At 37.2% G+C, this 19207-nt stretch carries 15 protein-coding genes and 1 pseudogene; 9 read left to right on the top strand and 7 right to left on the bottom strand.

Going from position 1 to position 19207, the window contains the following annotated elements; genetic code table 11:
- Positions 1 to 94 precede the first annotated feature (94 nt).
- The 4 genes from ACN6MT_RS06410 to ACN6MT_RS06395 form a co-directional block, all read right to left on the bottom strand.
- Positions 95 to 2011: a BglG family transcription antiterminator gene (locus tag ACN6MT_RS06410; protein ID WP_419955184.1), complete on the bottom strand. Its 1917-nt coding sequence runs from the start codon at positions 2009 to 2011 to the stop codon at positions 95 to 97.
- Between the two features lie 105 nt (positions 2012 to 2116).
- Positions 2117 to 2767: a FusB/FusC family EF-G-binding protein gene (locus ACN6MT_RS06405; RefSeq protein ID WP_419955183.1), complete on the bottom strand. Its 651-nt coding sequence runs from the start codon at positions 2765 to 2767 to the stop codon at positions 2117 to 2119.
- A gap of 389 nt (positions 2768 to 3156) precedes the next feature.
- Positions 3157 to 3426: a CD3324 family protein gene (locus ACN6MT_RS06400; RefSeq protein ID WP_419955182.1), complete on the bottom strand. Its 270-nt coding sequence runs from the start codon at positions 3424 to 3426 to the stop codon at positions 3157 to 3159.
- Between the two features lie 616 nt (positions 3427 to 4042).
- Positions 4043 to 4651 (bottom strand): DUF3267 domain-containing protein, encoded by a 609-nt coding sequence (locus tag ACN6MT_RS06395; RefSeq protein ID WP_419955181.1) that lies wholly within the window; start codon positions 4649 to 4651, stop codon positions 4043 to 4045.
- A 1212-nt stretch (positions 4652 to 5863) separates the two neighbouring features.
- On the opposite strand from ACN6MT_RS06395, the gene ACN6MT_RS06390 reads away from it, so the two are divergent.
- Entirely contained in the window at positions 5864 to 6937 is a 1074-nt protein-coding gene (locus tag ACN6MT_RS06390; RefSeq protein ID WP_419955180.1) for a PrsW family intramembrane metalloprotease, read from the top strand.
- 433 nt (positions 6938 to 7370) lie between these two features.
- Here ACN6MT_RS06390 and nhaC read toward each other — a convergent pair whose 3' ends face one another.
- Positions 7371 to 8789: a Na+/H+ antiporter NhaC gene (gene nhaC / locus ACN6MT_RS06385; RefSeq protein WP_419955179.1), complete on the bottom strand. Its 1419-nt coding sequence runs from the start codon at positions 8787 to 8789 to the stop codon at positions 7371 to 7373.
- Between the two features lie 564 nt (positions 8790 to 9353).
- On the opposite strand from nhaC, the gene ACN6MT_RS06380 reads away from it, so the two are divergent.
- Together ACN6MT_RS06380 and ACN6MT_RS06375 are read left to right on the top strand one after the other, a co-directional pair.
- A complete protein-coding gene (locus ACN6MT_RS06380) occupies positions 9354 to 9479 on the top strand; it encodes a hypothetical protein (RefSeq protein WP_419955178.1) in 126 nt (41 codons plus the stop codon).
- 214 nt (positions 9480 to 9693) lie between these two features.
- Positions 9694 to 9858, top strand: coding sequence for a hypothetical protein (locus ACN6MT_RS06375; RefSeq protein ID WP_419955177.1), 165 nt, complete (start codon positions 9694 to 9696; stop codon positions 9856 to 9858).
- A 713-nt stretch (positions 9859 to 10571) separates the two neighbouring features.
- On the opposite strand, the pseudogene ACN6MT_RS06370 reads toward ACN6MT_RS06375, so the two are convergent.
- Positions 10572 to 10907 (bottom strand): annotated as a pseudogene (locus tag ACN6MT_RS06370) (dimethylarginine dimethylaminohydrolase family protein); the annotation flags it as partial.
- Positions 10908 to 10955: 48 nt separating this feature from the next.
- Between ACN6MT_RS06370 and ACN6MT_RS06365 the strand changes: the two are divergent.
- Positions 10956 to 11816 carry a hypothetical protein gene (locus ACN6MT_RS06365; RefSeq protein WP_419955176.1) on the top strand — a complete coding sequence of 287 codons (861 nt, stop codon included), beginning with the start codon at positions 10956 to 10958 and terminating at the stop codon, positions 11814 to 11816.
- Between the two features lie 311 nt (positions 11817 to 12127).
- On the opposite strand, the gene ACN6MT_RS06360 is transcribed toward ACN6MT_RS06365, so the two are convergent.
- The gene (locus ACN6MT_RS06360) at positions 12128 to 12604 is read right to left on the bottom strand and encodes a hypothetical protein (RefSeq protein ID WP_308105476.1); all 477 of its coding nucleotides are present in this window, start codon (positions 12602 to 12604) and stop codon (positions 12128 to 12130) included.
- Between the two features lie 671 nt (positions 12605 to 13275).
- Here ACN6MT_RS06360 and ACN6MT_RS06355 point away from each other — a divergent pair.
- The 5 genes from ACN6MT_RS06355 (at position 13276) to ACN6MT_RS06335 (ending at position 18920) form a co-directional block, all read left to right on the top strand.
- Positions 13276 to 14268 carry a Gfo/Idh/MocA family oxidoreductase gene (locus ACN6MT_RS06355; protein WP_308105477.1) on the top strand — a complete coding sequence of 331 codons (993 nt, stop codon included), beginning with the start codon at positions 13276 to 13278 and terminating at the stop codon, positions 14266 to 14268.
- A gap of 215 nt (positions 14269 to 14483) precedes the next feature.
- Positions 14484 to 16061, top strand: a complete 1578-nt coding sequence (locus ACN6MT_RS06350) for an alpha-glucoside-specific PTS transporter subunit IIBC (RefSeq protein WP_308105478.1) — start codon at positions 14484 to 14486, stop codon at positions 16059 to 16061.
- Positions 16062 to 16221: 160 nt separating this feature from the next.
- A complete protein-coding gene (locus ACN6MT_RS06345) occupies positions 16222 to 17556 on the top strand; it encodes a 6-phospho-alpha-glucosidase (RefSeq protein ID WP_061810984.1) in 1335 nt (444 codons plus the stop codon).
- Between the two features lie 86 nt (positions 17557 to 17642).
- Positions 17643 to 18413, top strand: coding sequence for a MurR/RpiR family transcriptional regulator (locus ACN6MT_RS06340; protein WP_251461274.1), 771 nt, complete (start codon positions 17643 to 17645; stop codon positions 18411 to 18413).
- A 15-nt stretch (positions 18414 to 18428) separates the two neighbouring features.
- Positions 18429 to 18920 carry a PTS sugar transporter subunit IIA gene (locus ACN6MT_RS06335; RefSeq protein WP_061810986.1) on the top strand — a complete coding sequence of 164 codons (492 nt, stop codon included), beginning with the start codon at positions 18429 to 18431 and terminating at the stop codon, positions 18918 to 18920.
- Positions 18921 to 19207 lie beyond the last annotated feature (287 nt).

Here is a 19207-nt window from a genome sequence, read left to right as displayed (position 1 = left end):
TTGCAAAACGGATGACATTTTGCAAGCCATTTAAATGATATGAAGCTCAAAACGGAGCCCTTTAGGCTTTAGCCCACTGCTTTTCACCTAAATCTTACTTTTCCCGCAATACCTGTATAAACCGATCAAAATTCTGTGTTTCGCACAACTCATGCACCAAAAGCGGCGATTCACTCAACGAAGAAATCTTCCCAATGATTTCACGAATCTCACCTTGATTTTCCTTTGTGAGCGCAAGCATAAAAACAAGCGAGACGTTCTCGTCCCCCCAAGTCAACGGTTCATCTAAGACTGCTGCTGCTAAAACCGGCTTCAGAATGAGCCCAGGATCCCCATGGGGAATCGCAATTCCGCCACCAACGGCGGTTGCCGATTTCTGTTCACGCTTTACCGCACTATAAATAAACTCTTTTTGAACATACCCCTTCTCATAAAGGGCCGTGGCAAGCATTTCGACCACCTCGTACCGGTGAACCTTATGAAGGTTGAAAAAAACAAGCTCCTCATGTAAAAAAGGCAAGAACGTGTTTTGGGATTGACGAACATCAATCTTCTCCACGAACTGACTTAATTTCTTTTTATCCTCTTGGCCAAACAGCGGTGAAATCACAATGGTATCCGTGCTCTCCTTTTCAAGCGGGACGGTTGTAATGATAAAATCTACGGAATTCCGTTTTAAAAACTCATGGACCTCCGCTTTCCCGACACAAGCGACCACTTCAATGTCATGATATTGCTGCTCAATTTTTGCCTCCAGCAAATGAGACATACCGATTCCCATATGACAAACAATGAGCGCCTTCTTTTTCTCGGACTCGCGTTTCCCTTCGAGCCGTTCAATGGAGGCTTGAAAATGAAGGAGAATATACGCCGCCTCATCTTCTGGGATTTCGATATCAAAGGTTTTTCTGATTTCCTCTAAAGACAAAATAACCATACTGAACATGTACGGATACATTCGCTTAATATTCGCAAGCAGCGGATTGGTGATCGGGAAGTGATAGCGAATTCGACTAATGACCGAATGCATATGGACCATAAGACCATTCCGTAAGATCAGATCCTTTTCAAAAGGAAAGAGCGTCAACTTCGCCATTCTCTCCATCAGTTCTTGAACCACTTTACTTGTTTCTTGATTGTATGGAAGGTCCTGCTGTCGACCCTCTCCCATCCGTTTCGCGCTAATCAAATGCCAAGTAAAGTACACCTTTTCCTCATCTGGAAATTTCAACTGAAAGGCCTGTTCCAGCTGATGGAAAAGCCATGTGGCATACTGATACTCTTTATGTCCAAGAGTTGTCGCCGTTTCGCTCTGCTCAATGAAAACCGGTGATTTTTGCCTTGTCCGTTTCACCATAATCAAAGCATGGACCAATAAACTATCCACTGCCTCATCGGTATAAGCGATAGAATAGGTATGTTGCATGTCGAGTATGGCCTTTCTTACAGCGTCGATTTCATATGGTAAGAATAAATCGAGCACGACGTTGGTTCCGTTCGAAAAAGCAGGAATTAATTCCGGCAAGTGGGCCAAAGCGTTGCGTTTTTTCAACTCTGGACCTTGAACGACATTCCCTAGCCGCTGTTTTGAAATCAACTCAAGACCAAAGCGCTCCAGCCAATTAGTAATCGTTTCAATATCTCTTTTTATGGAGGCCTTCGGCACATAATAGCGGTCCGCCCAATACTGAAGCGTGAGAGGCTTCCGACTCGTTAACAACTGAAAAGACATCTCAAACAAGCGCTCTTCCAGTGTCTTCGGCTCATTCATTAACAGACTGCGCATGATTTCTGATCGGTCGTGCTCATCGATTTCAATCCCAATTCCAATCCCAGGCTTCCGGTACAAATGTGCGCTTTCGTACTCATGCAAATTCTCTTCAAGCCGGTCCAAATCATTCCGCACCGTCTTCTCTGCACAACTCAGCTGCTCCGCCAAATCTTTTATTTGTAAAGCCCCTTCCTCATGAAGAAGCAACAATCTCAACAATTCCTTCTGTCTACTGTTCATATCTGCACCTGCTCAATATTACAATATACAAAGTGTACTCTGAAATGTAGACCAAATCAAACGAGAACGGTATCCGACCGTTGCTATAGGAGACATCGGAAGTTATCATTTTCCTAGCGAGTCTTCTAGAAAACTTGTTAAATAGTCGACAGTGGTTATTTTTTTATTACATTCGCTGCTGTCAGCACAAATAAGATTGCCGATAGCCTTGTAATAATCCGGGTTATTCGACTTTTTCGCTTTTGTTACCGTGGAAAAATAGGCAACCTCACCAAAACCATTACAGAAGGAACAAAGATTTTTTTTACTCGTTGGTGCAAACTCGCATTCAATGCCGACCATTTTTCCCTCTAGCTCATAGACAATAAATTTCTTATTCGATCTCAAATCATTCCAGCTTAAATAGGTCAACTGGCTGTGGTCTATCGTTGATAAATCAGGCAATTTCAGTTTTTTATGTTTCGGAAACATTTTTTTCAGTTGCTGCTCGGTGATGGTTGGAAAGGGCAGCAAATAGCCTGAAAGATGCTGGATATATTGCTCGTATTCTTTATCTGTTTTCAGGTTAGAAAGATTCAGTATTTCTTGTTGTTCCAACGATACATTTGGAAAGTGCTCTAAGATTTTGGCATTCGCTAATTCAATTACAGAAGCCAAAACGTTTTGCGGAATGTTCTTTTTAGTGCTGTCTTTAATGAAAGCGATCTGCTTTTTTATAAAGTTTAACTGTTCATTTTTAATAAATTTTTCGGTCATTCTCTCTATCTCCAATCATTTGGCTACATTTATTTTAAATAATACAGCAACCCCCTACTATAGAAAAAATGACTTATAAGCGTTTTTTACATAAGGCTGTTGATTTACCCTCTAGTAACAAGCGAAGATAGATAAGCGGAGACTTTCCGGTAAAATGCAGAATGGAGCCTTTTTCAGGGTTAATAAGGGGAGACTTTCCGGTTAAGCAAAGCAATCTTATCCGTTTTCACGTATTTCGGGTCAATAGGCGGAAACTCTCCGTCTATATAGGCTACTTTTATGAGTTATTACTAGTTAAGCGAAATTTTTCCGTTTATTTAGATTCTTAAAATTAACACAGTCTTACATAAGAAAAAGCACCGATGAAAGAGCTCACCAGTGCTGTTCGTCTATTTTTTATGTGTATAAACAATTTTTTTAATGGCTTCAGTGGAAAGGTAATATTCCTCAGCCAGCTGCTGAATACTGCTGCCACTAATAAAAGCACTTCGAATGGTTTCATTACGGCGATCAAGCATCCGTCTTCCGCCACTTGAGGTTCCCCATTTCTGATACTCCGTTTCCGGCTTTGGTATATAAAGAGTTTCTCCCTGGACATACTTTTGAATTTCTACAATCAGCTTTTCGGGTAAAACGTGGTTTGCATTCATATATTTCATTTTGCTCGCTCCTTATTTTGATTTTGAAAAATAAGGTGCAAAGCCAAATAGTAGAAAAGCCTTTTGAGCGATAATGTTAACTGTTTCGCCCCATGCAAAGTATCGCCTTTCCAGTACTAGGCTTTGCATGAGTGGAAGAAGTATCAGATAGTCGTAAGTGATTATCCAACTGTAAGCACCCCCTTTAATTGAATTTTACGCATAAGGAACCTAGCAATCAAGTATACTTACACTCTTTTCTACTTATACCCGATTTCGACAATCTACATGTCTGTAAAATCACAAAAATGTTGATATAACAACGGTTACAGCGAATCTAATCAAACGTTTGGTTAACCATGATTTTACTAACTAAACGTTTAATTAAAATCAATTTAGTCCCTTTTCTGAAAGGATTTTCTCTCGTTTTCAGGTAAATTTATTGGTGAAAACAGCTAACATAAAGGGCAAATTATCTTCAAAAATGACAATAGAAACTAGAAAGGTAGGTTTCCTGACAAACTTCTACAATTTGAAAACCCAACTAAACGTTTAATTAGAAGCGCCCTAAACCCTTATGAATAAAGAATATTAGACTGTTTTTTTATAAAATATATGTCGAAATCCCCAACTAAAATTATCTTCGTTTCCAATAAGTATGGGCGCCATTATTTTTTAAAATGGCATGCCGCGGAACCTGTTTCATTATAAGAAGGAGATTAAGGAGATCAACGGATGAAGCCATAGCGTTTAGAATGATCAAGAATTTTAATGTCGGTGTTAATAGTCCTAGCACACCTAATAGTAATGGCAAAATGATTGAAATAATCATGAAAGGAGCAATCGTAATGAAGAGATATCTAGATTTTGAAATCTCCTCCTCCGTTACCACAAACCCTCCAAAAAGAGTTAGACCTACATATGTTTTTTTGGATTGAATAAAATGAGGAATGAAAATCAGATGAAGTAATTCATGAAGGATCACAAGTAAAACTAGCCAAAATATAATGCCTACGTTAATGGATATTGATATGGTACCGGATGTCATTCCGAAATCGCTTAAGGAAAGGGGAGAAAAGATAGTAATCATCCCAATCGAGATCATGGCAGCGACAATCATTAAAGGAATCGATAACAAAATAGCACTGATTAAATTTTTAGGTTCTTTCATTGGAACCCAATCACTGTTAATTAAGTCCAGATGCAAATGAGGATCACTCTTTGGCAGTTTGTTCACCAATTTCATTCATACACCCCTCCACTCATTTCTCCATTCAGTAAAAGTTTAATGAACACACCCTGCATACCCTCTACATATTAACATATTTATCCAACTACCTTAACAGGTTTTATGTTAGAACGTGGTACTTTCAACCTTTAATTAGGGTCTGCCTCCAAGTCCCATCGAGAGAAGCCGGAGAGTATTATAGTTTAATATATCTATTAACGGGAAAAGATACTGTAGAACTTAAATTACAACTATTATCAGGGAGTGGATTTCTATGGACGAGCAAGGAAATTTCGCTTATGGACTAGTTTGGGGTACCTCTCTAAGTATCCCGTTATGGATTGCGTTTTTCGGGTGGATTAAATTACTTATTGGTATGATCTTTTAAAAAGGGTGCCATGGGGAGGGTTATCATGGTTCCACTAATATATATTGGCGCACTTACTAGACAGGTGGCACCTTTATTTAGAAAATATACAAGCTAAAAAGGCAACAGAATCGTCCTCATGCCTCACCGAATTTGCCTCAGGTTCGGACACCACGACTCTCAGATCCATCTTGCTTGTCCGAAGTTGCCTCAGGTTCAGACACCACGACTCTTAGATCCATCTTCCTTGTCCGAAGTCGACTCAGGTTCGGACACCACGGCTCTCAGATCCATCATGCTTGTCCAAAGTTGCCTCAGGTTCGGACACCATGACTCTCAGATCCATCTTGCTTGTCCGAAGTTACCTCAGGTTCGGACACCATGACTCTCAGATCTATCTTGCTTGTCCGAAGTCGCCTCAGGTTCGGACACCATGACTCTCAGATCTATCTTGCTTGTCCGAAGTCGCCTCAGGTTCGGACACCATGACTCTCAGATCTATCTTGCTTGTCCGAAGTCGCCTCAGGTTCGGACACCATGACTCTCAGATCCATCTTGCTTGTCCGAAGTTACCTCAGGTTCGGACACCATGACTCTCAGATCCACCTTGCTTGTCCGAAGTCGCCTCAGGTTCGGACACCACTACTCTCAGATCCATCTCGCTTGTCCAAAGTTGCTTCCAGTTCGTGCACTTTGACTCTCCATCCTGCAAAATTGAACTAGATCACATTGTGGGTTTAAGTGACTCTTTTTATCCACCTAAATAATATACCTATTTTTGAGCATACTCTTTCTGAGGATATTTTTTCCTGTATGAATGAATGACCGCCAAAACGTATGATACCAAGAGGGGGTAAGTTTTTTTGAAATGCCCGCAATGTGTTTATTCCAATCCGGATGAAGTGAAGTTCTGCTTAAGCTGCGGCGAAAAGTTTTTAAAAAATAATAGTGCAGAAGATGAAAACAGCTTTTTTTATGAATTTGCCCATTATGTTGATATGGTTCCAAATGTGGAACGGTCCATTGAGCCTAAATTTCAAAATATCTTTTCGCGTGTTTTCCGTAATCATAGTGAGTTGGAAGCGGAACGGCTGTTTATAGTCGGAACAGCGCTTACGACACCGAAGATTTCGGAAGTGAAAGAGACATGGCCAAAACCTTGGCTTTTTGCCAGGGTGTTCATCATTGCTCTACTTATCTTTGCAGGCTTTTACATAGGTGTTAACTATTTTGGAAATTGGAACTTTATACCTGGATTAATTATTGTTGGTGCATTTGCTGTTCCATTTTCAACGTTAATCTTCTTCTGGGAGATGAATGCACCGCAAAATATTGCTTTTTACCGAGTGATCTATTACGTGTTGACCGGCGGGATTCTATCCATGTTAGCGGCCATCGTTTTTTTCGATATTCTCAAAAACAATATCAATCCGATTACGATTGGTATTGTTGAGGAGCTTGCTAAAGCCATCATGGTCATTGCGTTTGTTCGCTACAAAAAATATAAATATATACTAAACGGACTTCTCATTGGTGCTGCGGTTGGAGCCGGTTTTGCAGCGTTTGAAACCGCTGGGTATGCTCTAAGGACACTGCTTACAGGAGATGGCGCAAATCTCTACAATACGATTATGATCCGAGGCATCTTTGCTCCTGGCGGCCATGTTGCCTGGGCGGCTCTGACTGGTGCGGCATTCTGCAGAGTACAAGGGGACCAACCATTTAACCTCAAGATGCTATTCCGTATTAAATTTTTACGTGTCTTTCTCTTAGTGGTTGCGATTCATGCTTTATGGGACACTCCTATACAAGGAATGTTCCCCTATGGACATGTTTTTTTAATGATCGCTTCCTGGATCGTTGTTTTTCTGCTCATCCGTGCCGGTCTTAAGGAAATAGGAAAAATTAATGCTCCAAAAATATCCCATATCGATTAGCATTTCTTCACTCATGAGAAATGCTTTTTTTGTTTTTTAATATAAAACCCTTTCACGCTCACCTTTTCCTAACGGTACGAAATCGATACGAGAAGGCGGAAATGGTTTGCAAGATCGTAATTCGCAATCCGAAGAATTAACAATTAAAAACAAAAAAAGCAAGGATATAAACCCTCGCTATTTCTACTGTTTTTTAATCTCTCTAGCCTTACAAATTGTCCTACATTTTATAGTGCAAAAAAGGATTACATTTAGGTTTGCATTTTCCTGTGCAAATTGACGTTTTGCGGGTAGGAGACGGAACCCGTTATGATATTTTATCTTTCTTTTTCCCATACAATTGAAAATGATATTCTGAACAAGTTCATCCATATTGCAATGTTCCGGACGAACGTATCTGCAGCAAGGGAATTAGAGTCTAATAAATCCGCATTCATTCCTTTGAAAATTGATGAATAGAACGTGCAACTTGTTTGTTTTTAGGAAGTGTAATGCCAGTAAAGCCATAAAAAACGGTAATCAATGGTGATAATAAGCAGAATATCGCAAAAGGAAAGTATTCTAAAACGGATACACCAAGCACTGAAGATAAAAATACTCCACACACACTCCATGGTACGAGTGGATTCACAACTGTACCCGCATCCTCTAACACCCGTGATAAATGCTTCGGTTCCAAACCTGCTTTTTTGAAATGCTCTTTAAAGGCATTTCCAGGTAAAAGGATCGACAGATATTGCTCCCCCAGGATAAAATTAACCGCAATAGCCATTCCAGCTGTCGAACTAATTAATAAAGAAACACGCGTTAATAATCCTTGTAATAGCGATATGAGTGCCGGAATAATCCCAAGGCGGAAAAGCAAACCACCCATGCTTAAAGCAAGCATGATAACTGAAATACTGAACATCATACTTTCCATTCCACCACGTGAAAGCATGGAATCCACTTCTTTTATGCCACTCTCTGATACATAACCAGAGTAGAGTAAATCGAACAATCCTTTACCATCCACTCCGCCATTTATAAAAAATGAAATCAAAAGCGCAGCCAGTGTACTAGCAGCCAGCGTAGCAATGGCCGAAACCTTTTTTGCCGCCAGTACAGACAGGATGATGAGTGGCACAACAGAGTACCAATGAACAAGGTTCAGATTATTTAGCGCTTCTTTAATGACTCCCATTTGTTCAATGCTCTGTTCTGTTTCCCCTGGTGAAAGAAAGAGATAAATTATGAATGATAAGATGAATGCCGGGATCGTTGTCCATGACATATTTTTTATATGATCAAATAAGTCTGCCCCAGCCACAGTAGAAGCAAGGTTAGTCGTATCCGATAAAGGTGACATTTTATCGCCAAAGAATGCGCCTGAAACAACTGCTCCAGCCGTAATCACAGGCGAGATACCTAGTGCCGAGCTTGCTCCAACAAAAGCCACACCCAAGGTCGCAGCTGTTGTTAGGGAGCTTCCAATACTTAAGCCAATTATAGCTGTTACCACAAAAACAATCGCATAGTAGAATTTTCCCGAAACTAATTCAACCGCCAAATAGATAAATGTCGGAATGGTACCACTCGCCATCCAGCTGCTTATCAGTATCCCAATAAAAAAGAATATCATCACGGCAGCAATCCCGGATTTCGCTCCATCTGCCATCGCTACTTCTAGATCTCTAAAGCTTACTTTTTTTACTGCACCATATACTAGTAACAGGGAAATCCCTGCGATAATCGCAATATGCGGAACGACTTTAATACCAATAATAAGATAACCAACCATCCCCATTAAAAGCGCGGTTATAAATGCCGCTTCAATTGGTTTAATTTCGAGTACCTTTTGATTGTGAACCATAAATTATCCTCCTATAAATTATAAAAATAAACGCAAAAAAGCCCCTTCGTCTATTAGGGACGAAAGGACTCCGCGGTACCACCCTATTTGGCAAGGATTATGCCTTACCCACTCAAAGCATATGCCCGTTCAAGACAGCTGTACTTCAAATTGTCACTGCCCAGATTTTCAGCCTCCACCTGGTCTCTTTTTGCTGCTCATGACAATTCTACTGTTACTGTAGGCACGCTATTTACTTTTCTACTAAAACGCTTTTAAGCGTTAAAGTATGTATGCAAATACTATACACTGGTTTATTTATTATGTCTACAATAACTTTTTTGGGTTTTTTTAACTAAAAAAGGTATTCCTTTTTTAATGGAATTCCATACAAATATAATTAACCTTGAATATCCTTTGTCTACATTTTGTAATAGGTGAAGGGTGGTGTTTTATTATAGGAATAACAGCAAACGGATTTTGATAATAAAAAAATTGTAACGTTTTATCTTCTTTTGTAGAAAACAACCAACTAGCACATTAATCATGCTAAAGTGAACAAAACATATCTTAGGAGGAAGGGTAATGCAGTATATTGATAGCATTGTTTGGAGCTTAAATATCATTCTAATGATTTGTTTTGTTATAGCACTATTGACACTAATGAGAAAACCGAAAGAATACCGAAAAAACACCAAGAAGAAAATGTAAAGCAATGTATCTAAACAAAACGCGGGCATGAGTAAGAGCTTTGGGCTGTCGTTGAGGCAGCTTTTTCTTATTGTACTATCGGGGCAGGTTTGTTAGAAAAATATATGATAACGTAAATAATGGGGGTGTAAGGGAATGGATATGAGGAGTTTTATTTTATGGAGATATTCTCTCCGTTGAAGTTAGCATAGATGGCAATGATTATAGGTTCGGTGTGCAATGGAAAGTACCTAAAAAACCTTATGGTGATACATGGAATTTGAAATCTTATGCTAATAAGCTGACTGGAGAAAAGGATTTATCAGAAGAAAAAATCGCAGGGTTTTTAGACACAATAAATGCTAATTGGAATTGGAATATGGATGATTTTAAAAAATAGATTATTTATAAAAAATACGGTAGCCATCATGGCGGATTCTCATGGTCCCATGTTCCATAGTGGGAGTAGACACAAGAACCATCCTTTGGTCCCTCCTAGCTCCTAATCCAACAAGGACTGCTTTGAAAAATCGGTTAAAGCTTGTTGTTTTTCCTTGGGCTACAGTTTAGATCCTTGTCTCGACAATATTCTTCCTTCAAAGTTGGACTAAACCTTGGTAAGGCGGCATTTAGAGCCATCTTAATCAAACGTTTAGTTAATATCATTCCAACTAATTAATCGTTTGTTTAAATAGAGCAGAAACCCTTTTAATAAACGAACGTTTACCTGTTTTCGGTAAAATTATTGTCGTTTAATAGATGTGGTTTTATACGAATCATCTTCATAACCGACAATAGAAACTAGCAAAATACTTATTCCTACAGCATTCATACAATTGTTATACCAACTAATCGTTTGACTGAAAGTGCAACAAACACTTCTAGAAACGAACATTTACTTGTTTTCTATAAATTTTATTGTCGAAGAAAACACGCTTGTATTAATACTAGTTTCCCAGTCTCTTGCAAAAATATTTGATCCAAACGTCCCCTCGTTTTTTTGACCCCTAAACCCACAATAAATGGTTCAAAATTTGAAAGAACTTGTTCTCCCCCTTTTCCACACTTTGCCGCATTAAAACTTTATCTTGGTGGGGGTCTGACCCACTGGCGTTAATGGCGCACAATTGGCATTGAACAACATCGGAATGACCCACCTGATTTAATAATTTCCGAAAAATCGACCTCCAACACTTGATATCCATGCTGTCTAAGCTGAAGATTAACGTTATGATTTTTTGGCAAACTAAACACTCGCTTATGACCAATAGACAACACATTCGTGCCCATTGAGAACTGCTCCCTTGCGCTCACTTCAATTAAATGATACATGCTCGACAAACGGTCCACGATTTTTGAGTGAAACGCATTAGGATATATCAACGCATCTTTTGGGGAAAGAATATTGAACACACAGTCTAGATGTAAATATTTTGGGTTAAAAGGAATACATTTGGAGTTAAAGTTAGTGAAGAATTACATGAAAAAGTAAAAAATATGATTGATGTTTCAGGCGGTAATGCTAAAGCATGGTTTGAAAAGGCCATAGCAGTAGTAGCAGTCCAAGACTTAAAAGAGGGTGTTGGAGATTACAAGCAAGATCTATCAGAATTAGAAGTGCACACTACCCGGATTTATGAATTAATCGCTAATATGATTCAGCGAGCTGAATATATGAAAATGGATGCAGTGAAGGAATCAGAAGATAAATTGGAAAGTAGAGAATTAACCATTACAGAGCTTCAGGGTAATGTGAAAAAGCTGACAGAGGAATTAAAACGGTTAGAGGAAGAGTCCAAACAAACAGAAAGTGATAAAAAGGAATTATCCGAACAGCTGGAAAGCTTTCGTTCAGCAAATGATAACAACCAAGCTTTGATTCAAGAATACAAAGAAAAGATTGATACCTTATCGTCACTGGTAAATGAATACAAAGGATATGCTACTGAGAATGCAGAGATTAAAGCGAACCACTTAGCAGAAAAAGAACAAATGAAAGTTGCGTTTGGAGAAAAAGAAAGTCGTATGATTTCGTCTATTGAGGTATTAAAATCTACATCTCGCGATCAAGCAGCTGTCATTGAACAAACGCAAGACAAATTAGAAAGAGCAATCGAAGAACATAACAAAGAAATGGAAAATGTAAAGGTTAACTTTAATAACCAGTTAACCCAGTTAACCGACAAAAAAGAGTTGGAAAAAGAGCGTGTTTTAATCGATGTGGAACGGAATTATCAAGCTAAATTACAAGAAATACATGAATCCTATAACGAAAAACTTGCTCGCTTGTATGAAAAATTTGAAATGAAAGAAAGCGAAGGCAAACCTAAAAGGCAAAATAACCAAAAAGAGCAGTAAGGGTGGAGAATTTCTTCATCCCTTTTTATTCTCCTTAAAGATGCGTTAGGTGATTTTCTACAACAGCGTCTACCAGAAGGTTATGCAACAGACACCCCTTTGGATTGGTACACTAAAGGGGTTTTTTAAAAGAATATATGAAGTTGAAAGTGGATTAAGAAATTGTTGATTGACAATAGAGTTTTTCCGTTAAAGGGCCATTTAATTTTATAAGGTATGTAAAATAAATTGGCGGAAATATGTCGAGAAAGATAATTCTGTTATCAAATAGGTAGCTTGGTTTTCAAGCTCCTTCCTTTTAATATTTTTTATTATTTAACAATAGACCAATCAAATACTTTTCTGGAACGCTCTATCAGCAGTTGGTATCCATAAATGATAAAAGCAAATCCAAAGTAAAAGATAAAAAGATGGATACGCTTAAAATTAACCAATTTATAGACGTTATATTTTTGGAAAAAGTGAGTAAGTGGGTACGAGAGAAGTAAATTAAAGAATGCATTGAAAAGAACGTACCATTTAAATTTGCCAAACGTTAAATAGAAGATCCACATGGTGCCAGCAAAAAATGGACCGTAAGTAAAACTTAAATCCATAAAAATAAGTTCTGGGATGCCTCCTTTAACCTTCCACCACCTATACCTATAGGATAAAAAGCATCCGATAATAACAAGTAAGGAACAAAAGATGGAAACAGGCAAATATTTACGAAATGCACTTTTGGGTAAGAAGATAATCGAAATCCATGAAATAATTATTAGTCCTATTCGGATCAGATTAGGAACCATTCCTTTCCCCCCTTTTTAGATATTATTTATCAGTTATGGGGTCCTACCAACGAAACGCGAAAAACATACGCTAAGCCAAAAATAAGTCGACTTTTTCTATGCTAAGGAATTAATAGTCTTTCATAATGGCTAAATAATCCTAGGTTCTAAGCGATGATATACTCTTCTTTTCAAAAACTCAACCTTATTTAACGCCCTGAATCCTGGGGTCTTTTTTTATGTAAAGGAATTGTTTTAATGATGCCTTCTGTATTTGAGAGAGGGTGTATCTACTTTGTTGCTTAATATGATTTTAAAAGTGCTCCCCCTTATTAATAATATTGAAAAAGATAAAAAATAGAGATACCTTTTATCTTTTTTCGTTTAGAATGTTAAGCCTTACAAATATGGTCAATTTCCCCAACATCATTTGATTCAATATCTGAAACTTTTCCCCAGTTAATTATGAGTAATTGTTAGAGTAATTACACAAATGTATAATGGTTTAATAGATAGCGCCTTCTTAAGAGGAAAAAATGATTAGTATGATGCAGAAATGCAGCGATTTGGCGGAGCCATATTTATTTCAGTAATGATTATCCCCGTAATGGGATTGTTACTAGGACTAAGTAATACTTAAATTAGCGATAGTTGGAAATGTTGCGACTAAAGGTCCATTGGAGGGAAGAAAAATGATACGATTTGGAGTAATCGGGACGAATCTAATAACGGACATATTTATTCAAGATGCAAGTGCTCTAAAGGAATTTTCTTTAACTGCTGTTTATTCTCGGACAGAGAAAAAGGCAATAGAATTTGCTAGGAAATATAATATACAGAATATTTTTGTGGATTTGGAAAGTATGGCAAAAAGCGATGTAATTGATGCAGTCTATATAGCGAGTCCAAATGCCCTTCATGCAGAGCAAGCTATAATTTTTATGAAGTATGGCAAACATGTACTTTGTGAAAAACCCATTGCTTCCAATACAACAGAATTACAAACGATGATTCAAGTTGCTCAAAGTAATAAAGTTGTTTTAATGGAAGCATTAAAATCAACGTTACTTCCTAATTTTCAAAGTGTTTACAGAAATTTACATAAAATAGGAAAAATACGTCGATATTTTGCAAGTTATTGTCAATACTCTTCTCGTTATGATGCTTACAAGCAAGGAACAATATTAAATGCATTCAATCCTTTATTTTCAAATGGTTCTATAATGGATATTGGTATTTATTGTATTTATCCAATGGTTGTATTATTTGGCGTACCATCTAGTGTCCAAGCCAATGCGTTGATGCTTGACTCGGGTATAGACGGAGAAGGAAGTCTATTGCTGAAGTATAAAGATATGGATGCAGTAATTATGTATTCAAAAATAACGGATTCGAATATTCCTTCTGAAATTCAAGGCGAAAATGGAAACATTATTATAGATAATATCAATCAACCACAAAAAGTAGAAATTCGTTATCGAGATGGACGAGTAGAAGATATTACCTACCCACAATCTAACAACACAATGTATTATGAAACCAAAGAATTTATTAATTTAATTAAGGCTGGTCAGATAGAATCAAGTATCAATTCGCACAATCATTCCATGATAACTATGAGAATCATAGAAGAAGCGCGGAAACAGATGGGTCTTGAATTTCCGGCGGATAGGATAAATAAATAGTACGAGTAATCCCTTCAGTTTAAACTAAAGGGATTTTTTTATTAATAATCAAGGGCTAATCCTAAAAGTTATTTTCAATTTTCTTAGTCTCATTTGTTTCATTGTCTGGTACTTTTCCCAAGTTATTGTTAAGTGATTGTTAGAATCATCATGCAACTCTATAATTGCTCTAGAGATAGCGCTTTCTTATAAAAACTAAAAAGGAGTAATTCATTATGATGCAGAAATTGCAGCGATTTGGTGGAGCCATGTTTATTCCAGTAATGATTATGCCAGCTATGGGATTGTTACTAGGACTCAGTAACACTTTATTAAATGAGCAAATGGTTGGAAGTATTGCTGCTAAAGGTACCATTTGGTATGCATTTTGGAAATTAATTTTTGATGGGAGTTACGTTGTATTTCAAAATATTCCCCTTTTATTTGTTATCGGTTTACCTATTGGTTTAGCAAAGAAATCAAAGAGCAGGGCTGCACTGGAAGCTTTCGTTATTTATATGTTTTTTAATGTATTTATCAACTCATTATTATCTACATCTGGTTCAACTTTTGGTGTGGATTTCTCTAAGGATGTAGGCGGATATAGCGGATTAGCAAGTATAGCAGGTATTAAAACGCTTGATACGAGTATGGTTGGTGCATTAATTATTGCAGGAATTACTATCTGGCTTCATGAACGCTTTTATGATAAAAAATTGCCAGACCTTTTAGCAATTTTCCAAGGAAGTGCCTTGGTCACGATAGTAGGATTCTTAGTTATGATACCAGTAGCACTTTTAACTTGTCTTGTCTGGCCACATATTCAAGAATGGATTTTTTCACTTCAAGGGCTATTAAAAACATCTGGAGCTATAGGTGTAGGGCTTTACAGTTTTCTAGAAAGAATTCTGATTCCAACTGGTTTACACCATTTTATCTGGCAGCCCTTTGCTTATGGACCGGCTGCAGTAAATGGGGGACTTCTAGCTTATTGGTTTTCTCATGTAGCAGAGTTTGCAAATTCGACTAAATCAATGACAGAGTTGTTTCCTCAGGGTGGTTTTACCTTGTTTGGGAATTCCAAAGTATTTGGATGCTTGGGCATAGCAATTGCACTTATCATTACAAGTAGACCAGAGAAAAGAAAACAAACAATTGGATTAATTTTACCTGTTGCATTTACTGCAGTAATTACAGGAATAACAGAACCAATAGAGTTTACATTCTTGTTTATTGCTCCTTATTTATTTTTAATTCATGCTATTTTGGCTGGTTTAATGACTGCAATTATGTATGCCTTTGGTGTTTCAGGTAACTTTATATACGGCTTACTTGATTTCTCAATCACTTGGGCAAGTACATGGCAAAATCACTGGGCCACTTGGCTGCTTCAAATAGGTATTGGTTTAGGATTTACCGTTATCTATGTTGTTTTATTTAGATATCTAATTATTAAGTTTAATATTTTGACGCCAGGCAGGGAGTCTGATGATGTAGAAAGCAAGTTATTTACGAAAGCAGATTACAAAGAGAAGAAATTAGGAAATACAGGTGGAAGCAGTTCTTTTGAACAATTAGCTGAATACTTTTTAGCAGATTTAGGTGGCGCTGCAAATATTCAAGATATTACAAACTGTGCAACGAGATTACGTGTTACAGTAAAAGATCCTGAAAAACTAGAAAGTGAACAAGTTTTTAGAAAACATGGAGCACATGGCTTAGTTCGGAATAAACAAGCGATCCAAGTAATAGTTGGACTCTCAGTTGGTCAAGTTCGAGATAAAATAGAAGAAAAGATTAAAAGTGTTCGATAGTAAAATAGGATGTAAGAAGGTTAAAGAAATCTCCCAATGAGTGAAACCTTTCCCATCATCTTTCCAAACTATTACGATGAAGGAAAAATCGCAGTATACTAACCTTAAAGAAATATTTATACACTAAGACATAACAACAATAAGGAAAGAGGGACTAAAAATGAAAAAAAATTCTGTAGTAATTGCTGGTGGGGGAAGTACTTATACAGCTGGAATTGTAATGATGTTAATTGAAAATCAAGATAAATTTCCATTACGGAAATTAAAATTTTACGATAATAATAAAGAACGTCAAGATATCGTTGCGAAAGCATGTGAAATTATCATTAAGGAACGTGCTCCTAAAATTGAATTCATAGCAACAACAGATCCCGAGGAAGCTTTTACAGATGTTGATTTCGTAATGGCACATATTCGTGTCGGTGGTCTAAAAATGCGTGAACTAGATGAAAAAATTCCATTAAAATATGGGGCCGTTGGTCAAGAAACATGTGGACCTGGCGGCATGGCCTATGGTATGCGTTCAATTCCAGGAGTAATTGAATTAATTGATTATATGGAAAAGTATTCACCGAATGCCTGGATGTTAAACTACTCTAACCCAGCTTCGATTGTTGCAGAGGCAACACGTATCTTACGTCCTAACTCGAAAATCATTAATATTTGTGATATGCCAGTTGCCATTAAAAAATCAATGGCTGACATTTTAGGGTTGGAATCTGAGAATGATATTATTGAACGGTATTATGGACTAAACCATTTTGGTTGGTGGACTGAGCTTTATGATAAAGAAGGCAATGACTTAATGCCAAGATTGAAAGAACATGTAAAACAATGGGGTTATGGGGCTAAAAATGATGGGATTAATAATCCACTGCTAGCGGAATCCAGCTGGATGGATACATTTACTAAAGCTAAGGACGTATACGCTGTTGACCCGGATACACTACCAAATACGTATTTAAAATATTATTTATTCCCTGACTATGTAGTACAACATTCAAACCCAGAACATACACGGGCAAACGAAGTGATGGATCATCGTGAAAAGAATGTTTTTGCCGAATGTATACGAATTGCCGAAGCTGGCACCGCTGAAGGAACAAGTATTGAAGCCGGGGAACACGCGGAATTCATCGTTCGATTGGCAGGAGCGCTTGCATACAACACATATGAAAGAATGCTATTAATTGTTCCTAATAATGGGGCGATTGCAAACGTTGAACCAACTGCAATGGTTGAGATTCCATGTTTAGTAAGTAAAGCAGGTGTGGAACCACTATCTATTGGGACGATTCCTCAATTCCAAAAGGGATTGATTGAACAACAAGTATCAGTAGAAAAGTTAGTCGTTCAAGCTTATTTAGAAAAATCATATCAAAAACTTTGGCAGGCGCTAACATTGTCAAAGACAGTACCAAGTGCGAGTGTTGCAAAAGCAATTTTAGATGACCTTATCGAGGCAAACAAGGATTTTTGGCCGGAACTTTCTTAAGGAAAAAGGGTTTGCTAAACTAGTAGCGGGTATGAGGTGTTTTCATACCCTGTTGCCTGTTTTAATTAAGTTAGGAGGATCTCCTTGTGAATCTTGAAGAGTTAATTAATAAAAATTATGAGTATTTGAGTGATACTGATTTTACTATTGCTAAGTACGTTCTTGCTAATAAAGATAAAATTGGGAACATGGGTATTAATCAGTTAGCTAAAAATAGTTTAGCATCCAAATCATCTGTATTAAGATTTGCTCAAAAATTAGGTTTTAGTGGATATAGTGAATTTAAAAACTTTGTAAAATGGGAAAATGCCAGCCCAAATGAGGAACTTAAACCAAATGAATTGTTTGAACAAGTTCTTTATGATGTCAATAAAACGTTAGACTATTTAAATAGTGTGGACTTTGAACCTATTTATAAAGCAATTGATACTAGTGAAAATATTTATGTCATTTCAACAGGAATAGCCCAGAAAAATCAAGCTGCAGAACTGCAACGATTATTCCTACTTATTGGCAAACCCGTTCAAATTATTCCTGCAATGGCCCACGCAAATGAATATAGGCTTATAATTGAAAAGTTAACTTCTAAAGATTTAATTATTTTGTTTTCGCTATCCGGTGAAAATCCAAACTTACAAGGGTTACTTGATATTCCTGCAGTTAAGGGTGCAAAAATGATTTCCCTTACCAATTTTAAAAGTAATTGGTTGTCAGGACATGCTGATTTTAATTTATATGCTTCCAGTACGATGAATCCTATTCCGAAAAATTGGTGGGTACGATCTGCCTCTTCCTTTTTTATTGTGGTAGAAGCATTGGCATTTGGATATTTAGATTATATAAATAGTAAAAGATAGACATTGAGGTGTGAAATGATGTTTTTTAAGAAGAGTAAAAAAGAAAAAAATATATTCATCCATAGCCCTTTAAAGGGCGAGGTTATTCCATTAGGAAGTGTTCCAGATCCCGTTTTTTCCCAGAAAATGATGGGCGAAGGGCTAGCCTTTATTCCAACTAACGGCGAAGTTTTTTCTCCTGTAAATGGGAAGGTTACACAAGTGTTTCCTACTAAACATGCAATTGGAATGGTAACGGAAGATGGCCTTGAAATGCTATTACATTTAGGACTTGAAACAGTTGAATTAAAAGGTGAAGGATTTAATATCAAAATTAATGCTGGAGATATAGTTAGTGTTAATGACCACATTGGTACTTTTGATCTTTCCTATATTGAGGAGAAGGGAAAAGAAATTATTTCAGTCCTTGTTTTCCCGAATTTTGAAGAAAAAATCTCTGAAATGATTCCGTTAAAGTCAGATGAAGTTGAAAGTGGAACGGAAATTGCTCAATTGATTTTTAAATAACTCAAATTTCATACTTGAAAATCGATTTGTGATGGGGCTCTCAAAAATTTAAGACCCAGCCAAATTCGTAGCTTGAACTGATTTTAAAAAGCGAAACGGCCTCCATTCTTGGTAAGGAAGATTCTCATGCCATAGTTGTTATTTATTTTTGACAACCTAATTCTTAGATCAAAAAGTGAATTTATTAAGTAATAATTAGCCTGTATGATACTTCCTTCATTCAGGCTTTTATTACGTTCCACGGTTTTACGGCGCTTTCCATTTAGAAAAACAGTGGCGCAAAACTA

This window comes from Neobacillus niacini (genome assembly GCF_048572935.1).
Lineage (GTDB): Bacteria > Bacillota > Bacilli > Bacillales > Cytobacillaceae > Neobacillus > Neobacillus niacini.
Note: the sequence above shows the minus strand (reverse complement) of the source record. Positions and strands in the feature narration are given on the sequence as shown.